This is a genomic window from Thermoanaerobaculia bacterium (assembly GCA_018057705.1).
Taxonomy (GTDB): domain Bacteria; phylum Acidobacteriota; class Thermoanaerobaculia; order Multivoradales; family JAGPDF01; genus JAGPDF01.
Genome location: JAGPDF010000015.1, coordinates 62175 through 79654 on the forward strand (window position 1 = coordinate 62175; position 17480 = coordinate 79654).

At 69.7% G+C, this 17480-nt stretch carries 13 protein-coding genes; 6 read left to right on the forward strand and 7 right to left on the reverse strand.

Annotated features, from left to right (window positions below):
- Positions 1-1593 (forward strand): VWA domain-containing protein (locus tag KBI44_07200; protein ID MBP9144253.1); only part of this gene is annotated, 1593 nt, incomplete at its 5' end.
- A gap of 90 nt (positions 1594-1683) precedes the next feature.
- Positions 1684-3063: a hypothetical protein gene (locus tag KBI44_07205; protein MBP9144254.1), complete on the forward strand. Its 1380-nt coding sequence runs from the start codon at positions 1684-1686 to the stop codon at positions 3061-3063.
- Between the two features lie 44 nt (positions 3064-3107).
- On the opposite strand, the gene KBI44_07210 is transcribed toward KBI44_07205, so the two are convergent.
- The 5 genes from KBI44_07210 to KBI44_07230 all read right to left on the reverse strand — a co-directional run bounded on the left by KBI44_07210 (position 3108) and on the right by KBI44_07230 (position 6618).
- Positions 3108-4232 (reverse strand): MBL fold metallo-hydrolase, encoded by a 1125-nt coding sequence (locus KBI44_07210; protein ID MBP9144255.1) that lies wholly within the window; start codon positions 4230-4232, stop codon positions 3108-3110.
- 122 nt (positions 4233-4354) lie between these two features.
- Positions 4355-4993, reverse strand: coding sequence for an HAD hydrolase-like protein (locus KBI44_07215; protein ID MBP9144256.1), 639 nt, complete (start codon positions 4991-4993; stop codon positions 4355-4357).
- A gap of 11 nt (positions 4994-5004) precedes the next feature.
- Positions 5005-5403, reverse strand: a complete 399-nt coding sequence (locus KBI44_07220) for a type II toxin-antitoxin system VapC family toxin (protein MBP9144257.1) — start codon at positions 5401-5403, stop codon at positions 5005-5007.
- Positions 5400-5639: a hypothetical protein gene (locus KBI44_07225; protein MBP9144258.1), complete on the reverse strand. Its 240-nt coding sequence runs from the start codon at positions 5637-5639 to the stop codon at positions 5400-5402. Before KBI44_07225 ends, KBI44_07220 begins: the two co-directional genes overlap by 4 nt.
- A gap of 118 nt (positions 5640-5757) precedes the next feature.
- A complete protein-coding gene (locus KBI44_07230) occupies positions 5758-6618 on the reverse strand; it encodes a hypothetical protein (protein MBP9144259.1) in 861 nt (286 codons plus the stop codon).
- 153 nt (positions 6619-6771) lie between these two features.
- On the opposite strand from KBI44_07230, the gene KBI44_07235 reads away from it, so the two are divergent.
- The 4 genes from KBI44_07235 (at position 6772) to KBI44_07250 (ending at position 12190) form a co-directional block, all read left to right on the forward strand.
- Positions 6772-9582 (forward strand): insulinase family protein, encoded by a 2811-nt coding sequence (locus KBI44_07235; GenBank protein MBP9144260.1) that lies wholly within the window; start codon positions 6772-6774, stop codon positions 9580-9582.
- 155 nt (positions 9583-9737) lie between these two features.
- Entirely contained in the window at positions 9738-11342 is a 1605-nt protein-coding gene (locus KBI44_07240) for a hypothetical protein (protein MBP9144261.1), read from the forward strand.
- A gap of 136 nt (positions 11343-11478) precedes the next feature.
- Positions 11479-11718 carry a hypothetical protein gene (locus tag KBI44_07245; protein MBP9144262.1) on the forward strand — a complete coding sequence of 80 codons (240 nt, stop codon included), beginning with the start codon at positions 11479-11481 and terminating at the stop codon, positions 11716-11718.
- The gene (locus tag KBI44_07250) at positions 11690-12190 is read left to right on the forward strand and encodes a hypothetical protein (GenBank protein ID MBP9144263.1); all 501 of its coding nucleotides are present in this window, start codon (positions 11690-11692) and stop codon (positions 12188-12190) included. The genes KBI44_07245 and KBI44_07250 overlap by 29 nt, the downstream gene beginning before the upstream one ends.
- Positions 12191-12232: 42 nt before the next feature.
- On the opposite strand, the gene KBI44_07255 is transcribed toward KBI44_07250, so the two are convergent.
- Together KBI44_07255 and KBI44_07260 are read right to left on the reverse strand one after the other, a co-directional pair.
- A complete protein-coding gene (locus tag KBI44_07255) occupies positions 12233-15331 on the reverse strand; it encodes a diguanylate cyclase (protein MBP9144264.1) in 3099 nt (1032 codons plus the stop codon).
- Positions 15328-17480 (reverse strand): carbohydrate binding family 9 domain-containing protein (locus tag KBI44_07260; GenBank protein ID MBP9144265.1); only part of this gene is annotated, 2153 nt, incomplete at its 5' end. The genes KBI44_07255 and KBI44_07260, both read right to left, overlap by 4 nt.

Sequence of the window (17480 nt, forward strand, 5' to 3'; positions counted from 1 at the left end):
ACCCGGGAGGACTTCCGCCTGGAGGTCGACGGCAAGCCGATGCCGATCGACTACTTCGCGCCTCCGGGCGCGCAGCCGCTGACCAAGCCGCGGAGCGCCTCCGAGCCCGAGGTCGAGACGGTCGATCTCTCGCGGGCGAATCTCTTCGTCTTCGTCGATCAGAGCGCGCTCGAGTGGCGAACGAGCAAGAAGATCCTCGAGGAGATCGCGGCGTTCGTGCTGCCGCGCACCGGCGGCAACGAGCGCATCATGATCGCGGCCTTCGTCGAGAATCTCCGCATCCTCTCGCCGCCAACGGCCGACCGCAAGCGGATCGAGGAGGCGTTCGCCGAGCTCGAGAGGCTTCGCGGGCGGGGCAGTCTGGTCGCCGCCGAGCGGAGCCTCCTCGAGCGCGAAGTGCGCGAGAACGCCCGGCCGCGCGCCCAGATCGAGCTGACCACTCCCGGTACCGGGGTCGTGGGAGCCGAACAGGCGGCGCGGGTGGCGAGGCAGGACCAGTCCGACACCGCGAACCTTCGCCGTCAGGTCGAGAACTTCGGCGAGCAGCAGATCGATCGTCAGGCGCGGGCCGTAGCGGCGCTGCGCGAGTGGATCGGGGCGCTGGCGGCGATCGAGGGCCGCAAGTCGGTCCTTTTCGCCTCGACCGGCTTCACCTCTCAGCCGGACGCCTTCCTGACCCAGCATCTCGATGAGAAGCGCGAGGATAATCCCACCGGCACGTCGCAGTCGACTCGGCTACCCACCGCCCGGCTCAAGCTTCTCGACGACTTCGAGCGCGCGGTGCGCGCTGCGCAGAACGCGCGGGTCGCCTTCTACACCGTCTCGCCGCGCGAGGTTCCTGCGGGGACCTTCGGCGCGGAGTTCTCCGGTTCGGGGGCCAACTCGACGGCCGTGGCGCCGCGCGATCCGGCGATTGCGGAAGCGGCCTCGAGCCTGCAGCGCCTCGCAGGGGCGACGGGCGGTGACGCACTTTTTCTCGATGACGGCCTATCGGAGCGGTTGTCGACCGTGGCGGACGACGCGAGTGCCTCCTACTCGCTCGGCTTCTCGACCGGCGAAGAGGATGGCGCGGGCGATCACGTGATTCGAGTGCGGACGCAGGACGACGAGCTCACTGTCCGTCACCGCGAGAGCTTCCGGCGCAGCTCGCTCGCCGAGCGCGCCGAGGCCGCTCTGGTCGCCGCCGCCACCTTCGAGACGACGGTGAATCCGCTCGCCATGCAGCTCGAGCTGGGCGCTCCCGCGCCGCTCGACAAGAAGGGCAAGGAGGCGATGGTGCCGATCCTGGTGCGGATTCCCCTCGCCCTGGTGAGTCTCGAGCCGGCGGGCGCGGACGGGACGCGGCGCGCCGCGCGGCTCACCGCCCGCGTCGCGGTGTTGAACGAGGCGCGCCACATCCGCCTGGGCGAAAGCGGCCCGATCGGGATCTCGATCCCGGCCGTCGACCTCGAGAAGGCTCTCGGCGGCTTCTGGGCCTACCGCGCCGAAGTCGAGGTCGGCCGCGGCTCGCAGCGGGTCGCCGTCGTCGTCACCGACGAGATCGCCGGCACCGTCTCGACCTTGACCGCCACCGTCGAGCGCCCGGTGGAGTAGGCGGCCGAGTCGCCGACTCGTCCGCCACCCGGTCGCTCCAGAGGCCCGGGTGTACACTCTGCCCAATCTCCGCAGTAGACCGAGGTGACTATGTCCGAGCCCCTGAGGGGTGCGCGCGTCGCCCGCGACTCCGTCGCCCACGGCGCCGCCATGGTGCGTGCGCTCGTTGTCGCTCTCGTCCAGGTTCTCGCGCCGGCAGCGGGTTCACCGGCGCTGGCGGGGGCGATCTTCGGCGACGGCTTCGAGGTGGGCAGTGTGTGCTACTGGTCGAACTCCGCGCCGGCCTTTCCGTGCTCGCTCTACCAGGCCTGCGCCGACGCTGGAGGAGATGTCTGGGGCTGCTTCGACCTGCCGTTCGCTGCCCCACCCGCGCCCCTCGTCGAGGACGGAGAGTGGCTGCCGCCCGCCATCGACGCGGCCGATGTCTACGTGCTCTTCGACCGCTCAGGGGACATGTCCGCGGAGCGCGCGAGCCTGCGCGACAACCTGGGCGCGGTCCGGAACGCGGTGACCTGTCCACCCCTCGGCAACGGAACGCCGGGGAGCTGCTACCCGGATCTCTGGATGGGCGTGGGGTTGCTCAACTACGTAGATCAAGCCCCCGCGTTTCAGAACTTCCTGGACCTGCAGCCGGCGCCGAATTTCGCCTCGGTGCCGATCAGCGAACCCGCTGGGTGCTGTGATGAAGCCTGGCTGCTCTCCGCCTGGGCGGCAGTCACCAGTCAGGGCTCGGCCACCTCGGGCTGCTCCGTCCCGGGTACGTTTGCCCCCCGGAGCAGCTGCGTCGGCTCCCCGGCGCAGACCGCCGGCTTCGAGACTTTTGGCTACCCCTGCTTCCGCAGCGCAGCGGTCTCGATTCTCGTTCTGCCCGGTGCCGAAGATCCTGCCGGTACGATGATCTGCCCAGGGGTCCCCACTCTGAGCTCCGCGGCCTTGTCTTTCGGAGTGCGGATCGTCGGACTTCTCGGCAGCGGTGCTGACCCGGACACCATCACCCTGCTGCAAGCGCTCGCCAGCGGAACCGGCGCCGTTGACCCGACCAACGGCAACGCTCCTCTGGTCTTCGCGGGCGCCGACGCCGCTGCCGCGGCCGGCGTCGAGACAGCGCTCCTCACCGCCCGCTCGCTCTTCAAGTACGCGTCGGTCGAACCGCAGGTCGTCGACGACCCCAACGACGCCGTCGATGTCACCACAGAGTTCGTGGACCACGTCGAAGCCCTCGATGGCGGTTTCGGCGAGTGCGCGAGCGGCCTCTTCCGCGAGGACCGCGATCTCGACGGTTTCCTCGAGACCTTCATCGATGTACCGTTCGGCAGCACGCTCTGCTTCCGCATCGTCGCGAACGAGAACGCCACGGTTCCCGGGGCCACGACAGCGCAGAACTTCCTCGGCTCACTCGAACTGACGCTCGACGAAGGTCCGTCACCCGAAGCGGCGTTGCCGCTGCTGTTTCTCGTGCCCCCGGAGTAGGAAAGGCACCGCCACCGTCGAACGTACCGTGGAGGGGCGGCGCGCTACGGCGCCGCGCTCTTCGCCTCGTCGCGCTGGCGATACATCGCGGTCACCGCCGGCACGCGGCCCCAGTTGGCGAACAGCATCCGGAGGACCGGACTCTCGCCCGCCATCCGGTCGCGGAACGAGGCAAGGTCGATCGTGCTCGCTGCCTCGTCGGCGGAGAGGCCCCTCGCCATCGCGGCCCGGGTCTGCTCGACCACCGATCCCAGGAACTCGCGATAGAGAACGAGCTGCCCATCGCTCCTCTGCACCGCGCCGTGGCCGGGCAGATAGGTCGTGGCGCCGAGCGTCCGCAGACGGTCGAACGTCGCGAGCCACTCCTCGACATACGACTGGTCGCCGCCGACGAGCGGCACCGGCGCCACGAGCAGATCGCCAGTCGCGGCGATCCGCTCCTCCTGGAGCCAGACCACGAGATCGCCGCGCGTGTGCCCTTTGCCGAGTGCCAGGATCTCGATCGTGCGCGCCGTCGAGCCCAGAGACCGGCGCAGCGTCAGCCGGTCCGTGACCGTCAGGGTCGGTGCGACGACGTGCATCCGCGGCGCGTCGGCGACCAGCGCCCGCGCCGCGGCGAGGTCGGCTTCGAGACTGGCGCGCTCCTCGGCGGAGAGCGGTTCGCCGGCGAGACCGGTGCCGTTCGCGAGGTGCTTCGGGATGACGGCGGCCATCTCCGCCGCCCAGCCCTTCCAGCCGTCCAGCGTGCTCTTGCCGAAGGCCTCGAGGTCGTCGTGCATCGCGGCGCTGCCCACGATCTCGACACCCGGGAACTCGCGCCGGTAGACCTCGTTGCCACCGACATGGTCGTGGTGGCGGTGGGTGTTCACCAGGTAGCGGACCGGCTTCGGCGTGAGCTGGCGCAGCGCCGCGATCGACGCCTCTGCCGAGGCCGGTGTCAGATTCGCGTCGACGACCACCACGTCCTCGTCGTTGACCACGAACAGAACGTTCGAGTCGAGGAAGAACCCGGGGAGCTTGGTGCGCACGAGGGCGTGGATGCCGGGCGCGAGCGTCTCGACCGAGAAGCCGGCGGATCCTGGAGCGTCGGCACCGGCGATCCTCACGGCGGCGGCGAGCAGGATCGGAGCGAGGGCGCTGGCGGTTCTTGTCGGAAGCCTGGCAGGCATCGGTCTCTCCGTGTCGCCGCCGCCGGAGTCCCCGGCGGCACTAGCTACCGGAAGTACGCTGCCGGCGGCCCGGGGTTCTGGAAGACTTCGCCCTCGGGGGAGTAGCGTGGGGAGGAGGGGGGTCAGGGGCAGCCGGCGCAGCTCGACCAGGCGGCGGCGTCTGCGGATTCGAAGCCGTCGACCAGGAAGGAACAGGGAGCGCTCTCGACCGTCAGCAGGTCGTCGAGGGTCGTAATCGTGACGTCGGCGATCGGGTTCGGCACGCCGTTCGAGAGGTGAATTCCGGTCATGCCGATCGCCCGCGCTCCCACGGTCGGATTCAGGACCGTGTTGCCGATCTCGCCGATCGTCTCGCCGACGAAGGCGGTGGCCGCGACTGTCGGCCGCGGCAGGGCGAGCAGGTTGTAGGCGTGGGTGTAGATCGCCGGATCGGGCTTCGGGGCGGGCGCCTCGGAGGACAGGACGAGGACGTCGAACTCGTCGAGGAACGCTGGTTGCAGGAGGAGCGCCTCGAGGTCGCCGCGATCCCATCCGGCGGGGACGTTGGTGATGATCCCCAGCGCCAGGCCGCGCGCCTGGAGGCTATCGATCGTCGCCTGCGCGGTCGGAAAGAGTGGGTACGGGGCCGGGTTCGTCTGATCGACCAGCGTGTTGCCGAGGTCGAAGAAGATCGCTCGCAGACAGTCGGCACCGCGTGCGGGCGGACCGCTCGCGAGCGCAAGCAAGGCGGCAAACTGGACCAGGCGGGGAGTCGAACGCATGGTTGAAGTCCTCAGATTTCCGGCAGGAGCTCGATCCGAGCCCGGTGTTGCGTGAAGGCGAGCGCAGCGTCGCCGGTGAGCAGGGGGGCTTCCAGGAGCTCCGCGAGGGCAATGTAGACGGCGTCGTAGATCGTCAGGTTGGCCCGCAGCTCCCAGGCGCGCGGCAGCAGCAGCCGGTGGCTGTAGCGTTCGAGCGGGAGATCGGCGAAGTCGCTCAGGGCGGCCTCGGCGCGGGCGGCGTCGAGGATCCGCGCGCGCTCATAGCGCCGCAGGACCTGGGCGATCTCGAGATCGAGCAGCTCCGGTGCATGCAGCGACTCGGCGGGATCGAAGAGCCGTTCGGCGACGGCGATGCCGCGGGCGGTTCCGAGCAGCATTTCGACCGCCGCCGAGGCATCGACCACGATCATCGGATGTCGCGGGCCTCTCGCTCGGCGCGCACGGCGCGCGCCGCGGGCTCGGGAAGGACGACCGGCGGACGCGAGCGCAGACGTTCGCGCAGTTCGTCCGGGGTCGGCCTTTCGGCGGCCTTGCGGAGATCGGCGAGCAGATAGTCCGAGAGCGACATGCCGGCCTCGGCCGCGCGGGCCTTCAGCTTCCGGTGCAGGGCCTCGGGCACGTTGCGGATCTGGATCATGACGGACATGTGCTCAGCCTAGGTACATGTGCTGCACATGTCAATCTGCAACACGGTGAATCCGGGGAACTGGCTGGCACCTTGCGTCGGCGGGGCGGGTCTCGACTGCAAGTGCTGGGAGCCGGCTCTAGGGCGCGACCGGGGCGTCCGTGGCCACGGCGGCTCCGAACCAGCGCTGGGAGGTCGTCTCGGTGAGCGTACCGACGCCCGTCGCGGTGTCGATGTCGATGATCCGGCCGGTTCCCGCGCCGGAGCCGTCGTCGACGAAGCCGAGCACCCTGCCGCCCCAGTAGCCGAGGCCGAAAACCTTGTCGAATTCGGTCGAGGTCGCTCCGACGAGTGTCGCCGCCCAGGTGGTGGTGTCGATCGTCGCCAGGCAGTCGGGGTCGGTCGGGGTATTGCCGACCGCGACGGTGGCGAAAGTGCCCAGGCCGCGCACCGAGACGAGGTCGCCACCGGCGCGGATCTGGCTGCCGCTCGAGAGGCCGAGATTCCCCAACAGGGTCGTGGCACCCGTGAGCGAGTTCACCTCGTAGACGTTTCCTGAGGCGCCGATGGTGATCAGGCGCTCGGCGCTGTTGGGGTCGCCTTCGTTGAGCGGCACGAACGCCAGGCTGGTGAGGCCGTCGGTCGAGCCGTCGAAGTCGGAGATCTCGGTTGCGGCGCCGCTCGTCCGGTCGATCGACCAGAGCTTGAACAGCGAGACGCCGACCATGCGGTCGTTCTTGTCGATGGCGATGTCATTGATGGAGGGACCGCCCGTGTTGAAGGGCCCGACCAGAATCAGTTCGAAAGTGTTGGGGTCCAGACGATAGAGATCGGTGCCAGTATGCGCGAAGAGTCCGCAGAGGTCAGGGCCGGCCACCCCCCACGCGCACGCGGTGCCATTCTCGAAGTCGTCCGCGAAGATCGACTCGGATCCGGCAAGCGCCGGCGAGCCCAAGGCGAAACCTGCGAGGAATGCGAACATCAGATGGTCGCGATGCATTCCGCCCCCCCCCTGGCCTGCCCCGGCCCGGCGACAGCCCCGGGGAAAGGGGCAGCGTAGCACCCAGCCCCCCTCCCAGCCGCCCTCCCGCCCCCCCTGCAACCCGAAGGCCGGTTTCTTCGTTTATAGACTGTCCACTCCCAGGAGGTACGTGTGTCCCAATCTTCCATCCCCGTCTCCCCGAAGCTCGCAGCCGCCCTTGGGCTTGCCGCGGTCCTGGCGCTCACGCTTCCGGCCACCGGACTCGCGCAGGCCAAGGCGGCCGCGCCGGCCGGCGCCAGCCAGGTGCCCGAGATCCAGTTCGAGAAGTACACCCTGCCGAACGGCCTGCAGGTGATCCTGCACGTCGACCGCAAGCTTCCGATCGTGCATGTGAACCAGTGGTACCACGTCGGCTCGAAGAACGAGAAGCCGGGGCGGACCGGCTTCGCGCATCTGTTCGAACACATGATGTTCCAGGGCTCGAAGAACGTCCCCGGCGAGTACTTCTCGGTGGTCGAGGAGCTGGGAGCCAACCTTCAGGAGGGGGGCGTCAACGGCACCACCGACAACGATCGCACGAACTACTTCGCGACCGTGCCGTCGGGCAACCTCGAGAAGCTCCTCTGGCTCGAGAGCGACCGCCTGGCGACTTTGATCGACGGCGTCGACCAGGCCAAGCTCGACAATCAGCGCGACGTGGTCAAGAACGAGCGCCGGCAGGGGGTCGACAACCAGCCCTACGGCCGCTGGTTCGAGCTCCTGGCCAACGAGCTCTTCCCGTTCGGCCATCCCTACTCCTGGCCGGTGATCGGCAGCATGGCGGATCTCTCCGCCGCCTCGCTCGACGACGTGCAGGAGTTCTTCCGCACCTACTACACGCCCAACAACCTGTCGCTGGTGATCGCCGGCGACTTCGACCCTAGCCTCGCGAAGCAGCTGGTCGAGAAGTACTTCGGCTCGATCCCGCCGGGACCGGCGCTGGCGCGTCCGAAGGTGGCGCCGGCCGTCCTCGCGGCCGGCAAGACGCTCGAGATCGCCGACCGCGTGCCGCAGGAGCGCGTCTACATGGTCTGGCCGACGCCGCCGCTCTACGGCGCGGGCGACGCCGAGCTCGATCTCGCGGCGCGCGTTCTCGCCGACGGACTCTCCTCGCGGCTCACCAAGGCGCTGGTCTACGACGCCCAGAAGGCGACGACCGTCAATGCGTTCCAGTTCGGCACCGAAATCGCGAACTGCTTCGTGGTGATCGCGAACGCCCGTCCGGGCGTCGACGTCGCGGAGCTCGAGAGCCTGGTCGCGAAGGAGATCGCGAGGCTCGCGGCGTCCGGACCGACCCCGGCCGAGCTCGAGCGCGCCAAGAACAAGCTCGAGACGCAGTACATCTCCGGGCTCGAGAGAATCGGCGGCTTCGGTGGCAAGGCCGACCTGCTGAACCAGTACAACACCTACCTGGGCGACCCGGGCCGCTTCGCCTGGGATCTCGCACGCTGGCGGAGCGTCACTCCGGCGGGACTGCAGCAGGCGGCGCGCACCTATCTCGACACCGACAAACGGCTGACGCTGCGCTTCCGTCCGGAGAGCTCGGCCCGGCCGACGGCCGCCGATCCGGACCGTTCGGCAGTTCCAGCGCTCGGCGCCGAGAAGCGCTTCGCCGCCCCCGAGGTGGCGACGCGCCGGCTCGCCAACGGACTCGAGATCTTCGTCGTCGAGCGCCGCGAGCTGCCGAAGGTGGCGGTACAGTTTGCCACCCGCGCCGGCATCGTCGCCGACCCCGCCGGCAAGGACGGCACCGCTCACCTCGCGTTGTCGAACGTCGATCTCGGCACGGCGAAGCGCTCGGCGCTCGAGATCGAGGCGGCCCTGGGCGACCTCGGCACCGTGCTCACCGGCGGCGCCGGCCGCGAGGGGGCGAACCTGCAGCTCGAGGTGCTCACCCGCAACGTCGACGCGGCGCTCGGGATCCTCTCCGAGGTGATCCGCACGCCATCGTTCCCGCAGACTGAGTTCGATCGCGAGAAGGCGAACCTGCTCGCCAATCTCCAGCAGCAGAACAACAATCCGAATGCCGTCGCCGCCCGGGTGCGGAACTTCCTCGCCTTCGGGCGGGAGCACCCCTACGGCCGGCCGGCGCAGGGGCTCCCGGGGACGGTCGAAGCGATCACCCGCGACGACATCGCCCGCTTCTGGCAGGAGCGGGTGAAGCCGGGCTCTTCGGCGCTGATCTTCGTCGGCGGAGTGAGCCTCGACGAAGCGGCGAAGCTCGCCGAGAAGCATTTCGGCGCGTGGACGGGCGGCAGCGCTCCCGAGGTGCCGATCGGCCCGCCGCAGACGGCAGCCGCCGGCAGGATCTACCTCGTCGACCGCCAGGACGCGGCGCAGACGGTGGTCTCGCAGTTCCTCGTGGCTCCGGCGATCGGCAGCGCCGATGACGACGCCCTGACGCTCGCCGATTCGGTCTACGGCGGCGGCGGATTCGGCACGCGCCTGAATCTCAACCTGCGCGAGGACAAGGGTTACTCCTACGGCGTCTTCTCGAACCTCCTGCAGTACACCGACGGCGGCATCTGGTACGGCGGCGGCGGCGTGCAGACCGACAAGACCGCCGAGTCGGTCGCCGAGTTCGTCAAGGAGCTGAAGGGTCTCGCGGGCGAGCGCCCGATCGCGGCCGACGAGCTCGAAAGCTCGCGTCTGCGCCGCCTGCGCGGCACCGCGCAGGAGTACGAGGCCTATGCCAACGTGGGCGGCAAGATCGGCCAGCTCTGGCTGCAGAAGCGCCCGCTCGCCGAGCTCCAGGCCGAGCCCGACCGTATCGCCGAGGTCCCGCTCGCGGCAACCAACGCCGCCGCCGCGAAGTGGGCCCGCCCCGAGAAAGCCTCGTTCATCGTCGTCGGCGACCGCGGGAAGATCGAGGAGAAGCTGAAAGCCCTGAATGCCGGCGAGATCGTCGTCCTCGACGTCGAGGGAAAGCCCGTCGTGAAGTGAGCTGCCCGCGAAGCCGGTAGAAGAAGAGGGACAAGAAAAAGAGGGACAGGCACGCATTTCGGAAAAGAGGGACAGGCACCGGTCTGTGATTCCGTAAGAAGAGGGACAGGCACCCGCGGCCTCCATGGCGATCTCGGTCCGCCATGAGCCGCGGGATGCCGCTCTTGCGCGTACTGGTCATGGAGAAAATGACCGCCCCGATTTCCGCTGTACGCGCTTTCCTGCTGGCTGTCGCCGCGCTCCCCATGGCCCTGGCTGCGGGTGGCGCGGCGACGATTCCGGTCGATACCCCGATCGATGAGCCGGCGACACCGAACGGCAATTGCACGCTGCGCGAGGCGCTCTTCGCCGCCGAGGGGAACAGCGCCGTCGACGATTGCCCCGCTGGCTCCGCAGACGAACCGGACGTCGTTGTGCTGCTCGACGCGTCCCACGCCTGGAGCGCCGGGATGCTCTTCGTCTCGGGTGGCGGGCCGCTCGTTCTGCGCGGGCCGGATCCGGCGCCGGCGGGCTGCTCCGTGATGGTCGACCCGGTCTTCTCGGGCCGCTTCCTGAAGCTGTTCAACGGCGCCGACCTGACGATCGAGAACTGCGAGATCCGGGAAGGGGACGCCTCGGCCGACCAGAACTTCGCAGCCGGCGGGGCGCTGCTGGCCGACGGCCTGTCCGACGTCAAGCTGACGCTGAGGAATGTCTCGTTCCGGCTGAACAGGGCGCGCTCCGGCGGCGCGGTCCACGTCGAGACCAGCTCGACCTGCGTCGGCTGCCGGATCACGATCGAGCGCTCGCTCTTCGAGCAGAACGTCGCGGAGCACGATGTGGGCGTATTCCTGGTGCGCGGCGGGGGCCTCTTCCTCCAACTGCGCGGCGACACGCAGGCGCGCATCGTCGATACGATCTTCGAGGGGAACCAGGCCCGGACCGATTTCGCCGGCAACCAGGCGACGGGCGGAGCGCTCTTCGCCGGTCTCTCCGACGCAGCGTCGCTCGAGATCCGGCGGACTTCGTTTTCCTCGAACTCCGCGCTCGCCGGTCCCGGCGCTTCCGCGGTGGCCGGCGGCGCCTCGATCTGGCCTTGGAGCTCGTCGCCGCTGGTGATGGAGGACATCGACCTGCAGGGCAACCATCTCGTCGGGCCCGCCGCTGGCGTCTGGCCGGCGACTGCGCTCGACATCCATTCGGGCTTTTCCGGCAGCTTTGCCCTCGACCGCCTGTCCTTCTACGCCAACGACGAGAGCGAGGACGGCGTCAACCTGCACCTCGAGCACAACTCGCCAGCGCCGGCATCGGCGCGCAATCTCCTCCTCGCCACTGGCCCACGGCGGGCCGCCGATGTGCTGAACTGGAGCTCCGGGGCGATCGCACTCTCCCACTGGACGGTCACGGATCACGTTGAACGCGGCCTCAGACTCTGGCGGAACCCGGGTAATGCCGGCGCATTGCGCCTCGACAATTCGATCGTCTGGGCGAACGGTTCTGAGGTCGTGCAGGAGGGATTCCCGACCGTCGACCCGGTGAACAACCTGATCGGCGTCAACCCGCTGTTCGAGGCGCCGGGGCTCGGCGGCTTCCGTCTGACGGCGCTTTCTCCGGCGATCGATCAGGGTGATCCCATCTGGTCGGGAGGGCCCTACGACGTCGTCCACGCTCCGCGCTCGGCGGCGGGGGCGCCCGACGCCGGTGCCTACGAGCACGGCGGACTGTTCGCCGACGGATTCGAGAGCGCCGACGCCGGAGTCTGGAGCGCGGCATTCTTCTAGGCCTGCGTGAAAAGAGGGACGGTCACCGATTGGAGAATGGGTTCCCGTCCCCGCTTGTTGGATCTCCTGCTTCTCTGCGGGGGTTTGCACTGTCCCTGGTAAAGGCTCGGTGAGAGCATCGGGGTAGACTTCGGCGATGGTAGCCCGACCCCTGCCGCCGCTTCCGGGTATCGATCCGGCGACGGCGCCGAGCGCCGACGACCCGGGGTATTCGGACTGGGTGGAGCGCGTCGGCTTTTCTCCCGAGGGCGTCGACCGGATGCAGATCTGGGAGATGCTGCACGCGACGCCCGCCGAGAGACTCGCGGCGATCGAGGCGCTGTCGCGCGAGATGGAGATCCTGCGCCGTGCCAGAGCTGCCGCTCGCGGCAAGTGAGCTGCTTCCGGTATTCGACCGGCACGGCGTGCGGTTCATCGTCGTGGGCGCTGTCGCGGCCGTGGCTGCCGGGGCGCCGATCATGACCAAGGACGTCGATCTCCTGATCGACCTGCGCGAGGACAATCTCGTCCGCGTCCTCGCCGCCTGTGCGGAGCTCGAGGCGACCTACAAGGACCCGGCAGGCCGGCGGCTCGTACCGGATCTCGCGAAGCTCAGTAGCTTCCGGCTTCACCTGCTGCGCACGCGGCTGGGGGAGGTCGACCTGATGCGCGAGATCGGTGACGGCTGGACGTACGCCGATCTCCTTCCGCGCAGTCAGGAGCTCGACCTGGGGTCGGCTCGCGCCCGGGTCCTCGACCTCGACGCCGTGATCGAATCGAAGCGATTCGCCAATCGGGAGAAGGATCGCGCGGTGCTCCCGGTCCTCCTCGAGACGCTGCGCCTGCAGAAGTTGAAAGGTGCTCGATAGCGAAGTCCTGCGACTGCGACGCCGGCTTTGAAGCGCCCGCGGTTACGCTGGCCCGCCTTCATCGAGGACGACGCGGTTCCTGCCCGCAGCTTTGGCGCGGTAGAGAGCCTGGTCGGCGCGCGCGAGGAGATCTGCGGCATCGCTCCCTTCGCCCGGAATCATCGCGGCGATGCCGATGCTGAGGGTGACGAACGGCGCTGCCGCCGAGCTCGGATGCGGCAGCTTCAGGGCGCGGACGCGATCGAGAGCCTCGCCGGCGACGCGGGCGGCGCCGGCCGCGTCGCTGTCGCGCAGCAACAGCACCATCTCTTCGCCGCCATAGCGGGCCGCGAGGTCCGTCTCGCGGCGGAGGCAGCCGTGGAGGGCCTGGGCTATCGCGATGAGCGCGCGGTCGCCTTCTGGATGGCCGCGGGAGTCGTTGTAGAGCTTGAAGAAGTCGACGTCGGCGAGCGCCACGGCGAGGGCGGCGCCCCGCCGGCGATGGTCCGCCCAGGCCGCTCGCAGCGCTTCGTCGAAGGAACGCCGGTTTGGAATCTGCGTCAGGCCGTCGAGGCTCGCGAGGCGCTCGAGCTCGCGGTTGGCGACGGAGAGCTCGCCGGTGCGCGCCGCGACCACCGACTCGAGCTCGCGCTGGCGCGCTTCGAGCCGCCACACTCGCAGGCGGTAGGTGGCGTAGAGCAGCGCGAGGCCCGTCGCCGCGGCGAGGAGGCGAAACCACCCGGTTTCGACGAGCCGCGGCGCGACGCTGAACGCGAGACTCGCGCCGGTGTCGTTCCACACGCCGTCCTCGTTGGCGGCTCGGACCTCGAGCCGGTAGTCGCCGTGGGGCAGCTCGGTGTAATAGGCGACGCGGCGCGCGCCGGCCTCCGTCCACCCGGGGTCGAAGCCTTCGAGCCGATAGCGGAACCGCACCTTGCCCGGCTCGCGGAGGGCGAGCGCGGTGTAGTCGATCTCGAGCGCATGGCTGCCGGCGGCGAGGCGCATGCCGTCGCGGGGCGCCAGCCCGTTGCCGTCGACCTCCAGGGACTCGATGACGACCGGGGGCGGATGGGGGTTCGTCGGCAGATGATCCGGGTCGAAGACGACCGCGCCGCGAATCGTCGGGAACCAGAGGTGGCCGTCGCGCGTCACCATGCCGGCGGGTTGCGTCCCGCCATAGCATTCGGCGCTGCGCATGCCGTCGCCCGCGCCGAGCGTGAGCGGCACGATGCGTTCCCGACGACCGGCGAAGAGCTCTTCGACCTCGCTGACCACGACCGCGGAGAGGCCGCGATTGCCGCACATCCACAGTCTGCCGCTCCTGTCCGGCAGCAGGCGCCCGACCATGTCCTCGGCCAGGCCCTCGCCGACCTGGACGGTCGCGAAGCGTCCGTCCGCGAACTGGCTGAGGCCGCCGCCGGCAGTGCCGATCCAGAGCGCGCCTGCGGGCTCCTGATGCAGAGCCAGAACCGAGCGGTCAGGGAGGCCGTCGGCCGTCGTCCAGGCGGCGAGCCGGCCGCCTTCGAGTCTCGCCAGGCCTTCGTTGGTGCCGATCCAGAGCGCGCCGCGCGGCTCCTCGAGGAGCGCCTGGACGAAGCCGCCCGGCAGTCCGTCGGCGACCGTCCAGGTCTCGAGGTGTTCCCGGTGCCCGCCAGGGTCGGCGGTCAACCGATGGAGACCGCCGCCGCCGGTGCCGATCCAGAGTCCGCCGCCGCGCGCCGCGAGCAGCGCGTAGACCGACGGGTCCGCGAGCCGGCGGCGATCGAACGGCACGCGGAAGCGTCCGCCTTCGAAGCGCGCCAGTCCGCCGCCATAGGTTCCCGCCCAGACTGTGCCGCCTTCGTCCTCGGCGAGCGCGGTCACGGTCGCGCTCGGCAGGCCGTCGGCGATGCCGAAGATCCGCACCGCGCCGTCGCCGCCGTTACCTCCGGCGCGAATGCGGGCGACGCCGCCGGAGCTCATGCCCAGCCAGACGGCCCCCTGCCGATCCTCGAGCGTCGCGTAGACGACGTCGGCCGGCAGACCTTCGGCGCGCCCGAAGGTCGTGACCCTGCCGTCGCGCAGGCGCGCGAGCCCGCCGGTGCTGGTGCCGAGCCAGAGGCTGCCCTCGCTGTCCTCGAGAATCGCGTTGACGATGTTGCTCGACAGGCCACGCGCGGCGTCGAGAACGCCGATCACAAAGGTCTCGGAGGTCTCGAGCGTGCCAACGGGTTGCGGGGGTGCCGTGGATTCCGCCGCATCGCGGGACGGTCCGGCCTCGGCGCGCAGCCGGTTGAGACCGCCGCCCTGGGTGCCGACCCAGAAGCTTCCGGCGCGATCGCGGTAGAGGGCGCGGATCTGGTTGCTGCTCAACCCGTCGCGCGTGGTGAATCCCCGCAGGTGTCCGTCGCGAAGCCGTTGCAGGCCGCCGTCGGTCGCGATCCAGAGTGTGCCGTCGGGATCGAACCAGAGATCGAAGGTGCTGTTGTCGAGCAGACCGTCGCGCTGTGTGAGGGTCGTGAGCTCTCTCCCGATGAACCGCGAGACCCCCGCTTCGGTGGCGAGCCACAGCGCGCCATCCGCGGCCTCGCGCAGAGCGCGGATGCGGCGACCCGGAGGCAGGGCGGTAACCGATGGCGAAGGGTCGGGTTCGGAGGCGGGCGCGATGAGCTTGCCGGCCTCCAATCGAAGCAGGCCGGCGCCGCGGGTACCCACCCAGAGGCGTCCGTGGCGATCCTCGAGCAGGGTCGAGATCCGCAGGTCGCCGGCTGCGGCGTCGACGCGCTCGAAGCCCCCGCCGGCGCTCGCGCGCTTCACCAGGCCACGGGCGGTCCCCACCCAGAGTTGCCCGGCGCGGTCCTCGAGCAGGGCGGCGATGCCGTTGCTCGGCATCGCTTCAGTGTTGCGGCGATCGAAGACGGTAAAGCGGATGCCGTCGAACCGGACGAGACCCTGCTCGGTACCGGCCCAGAGATAGCCATCGCGAGTGCGCAAGACGGCCGAAACACTGTTCTGCGGCAGGCCCTGCTCCGCCTGCCAGACGTCCAGGAGGTATTGGGTGACCGCCTTGGCTGGGTCGAGCGCCTGGAGAGGAGCGTCCGGCGCGTTCGCCAGCCAACCGGCGAGACAGCTCGCCGCGATCGCTGCAACGCGCCGGCGTCGCCGGCGCGGTCCGACGGTCACGGCAGCCAGGCGTAGCCCAACTTGACGAAGAGGGTGCGGTCGACGGGCAGGGCGTCGAAGCGGTCGGACTCGAGCTCGGTGTCCGAGTAGCCGAGATAGAAGACGGTCTGCGGGTTGAGGCGGTAGGAGTAGAGGAGCTGGCTGAACAGCCGCCGGCTCAGGGCGTCGACCTCTGCGGAATAAAGGTCGGTGTCGCGCTCGAGATCGCGGTGCTGGAGGATGACCCGGGCGAAGCTCCGCAGGTTGAACTGCCAGACCAGGCGCAGTTCCGTCAGCTGGGCGGTGAAGAGCCAACCCTCGTCGATCTCGAGACGCTGGTAGCGATGCTCGAGCTCGGCTCGCAGGTGGCGCCCGGGTTCCCAGGTGAGGCCGGGCGAGAGCGTGATCTGCTCGGCCGGCCGCAGCTCCTCGAGGTCGACGTCGTCGCCGACGTTCCAGCCGAGCTGGAGCTCGAGCGAACCGCTGGGCCGGATGCTCGCCTGGCCTTCGACGTAGAGCTCGTCGAAGCCGATTCCGCCGATGGTCCGTTCGCGGTCGGCGACCTGGGTGAAGAAGGTGGACTCGCGCCGGCCCCGGAAGATGAACCAGAGCTCGTTCAGTCGCTCGAGTGGAGCGCCTTCCTGATCGTCCGTGCGCGCGCTGTCGACGCCCAGGCTGAAACTGATCCAGCGGGCGTCCGGAGCGGCCCACCAGGTGCGCTCCGCCAACACCTTGCCATAGCGCCGGTCGACCTGGGGCAGGAATCCCAAGTCGGCCCGGAAGTCGCGGCCGACGTCCTCGTAAGCGGCGGAGAGCCGCCAGTCGCGCGAGTCGCGGTTGTAGGAGAAGTAGAGCGCGTGATCCTCGAGGGGACCCGCGGGCTGGTCGTACGCCTCGACGATCGCCGCCGGGTACTCGGTGCGCGACCCCAGCGCCTGGACGCGCAGCGAGTCGACCGCCCCGAGCCGGAAGAGGCCGTCGACACCCGCGACTTGGTTCGAGTAGCCGCCCCATTCGCCGCTTCCGCTCCCCTCTTCCCCTTCCCGCGAGGTCGCGACGAAGCCGAGAGCGGAGTTCGTGCCGAGGTCGCGCCGGTAGCGCACGACGGCGTCGGTCGAGGCGACCGGAAGCTCGGCGAGCTCGGAGCGCTCGCTGCCGGGAAGCAGGAGCGAAGTGCGCGCGTCTTCGGCGAGAAAGGCACCGAAGGCGCTCGCACCCCGCTTGCCGGTGACCTTCGCGCCCCAGTCGGGATCGGCGACGTTGCGCGTGAAGACGACCTGAAACGGCGTCGTGAAGAGATCCGCGCCCTCGAGGAAGAACGGCCGGCGCTCGGGGTAGAAGATGGCGAACTGCTGATTGACGTCGAGCTCCAGCGCATCAGCCTCGACCTGGGAGAAATCCGGATTCAGCGTGCCCGAGAGGATGATGTCCGGCGTCACGCCCCAGGTCGCGGTCAGCCCGGGCTCGACATCGATCTCTTCGGTTTCGAGCCGGCCGTCCGGAACCTCTTCGCGGCGCGCGACCTGCTGCACCGTCAGCGTCGGATCGAGCTCGAGGTGGCGGCCGGGGGTGATCCCCGCGAAGCCCGCGACCGTGGACAGCTGGCAGACCGAGCAGTTGCGGTTGCGGTCGGACGGCTCGCTCGCGAGCTCGAGGCGATCGCGCCGCGGCTGGACCCGGAGGAAGCCGATGCCCCAGGTTTGCGCGCCGCCGCCGGGGGGAAAGCGGAGGGACGAGAAGGGGATGGCGAGCTCGACCTCATAGCCGCCGGCAGTGATCCTGCCGGCCGAGTCCCAGAGCGCATCCCAGGAGGTGTCCTCGCTGTCGCCGCCACCCTGCCGCTCGGCCGCCAGGTCGTCGCGGAAAAGATCCATCTGGACCCCGAGCGGATTGACGTAGAACTCGAAAGCGCGCCGGCGGTCGAGGAAAGGGTCGAGCCGCACGCCCACGAAGTCGCCGTCATAGGCCTCGTCGCGGTCGGTGAACCGGGCTCGGATCGACGCCGGGTCGGGGTCTTCGGCGGTGCAGCCGACATAGAGCCGTTCGCTGTCGTAGAGCAGGCGGCAAGTGGTCGCGACCGGCGCCGGGCTGTTCTCGCCAGGCTGGGTCTCGTAGGCGAGCGCGACGACCTCGGCCTGCTGCCAGACGGGCTCGTCGAGTACGCCGTCGA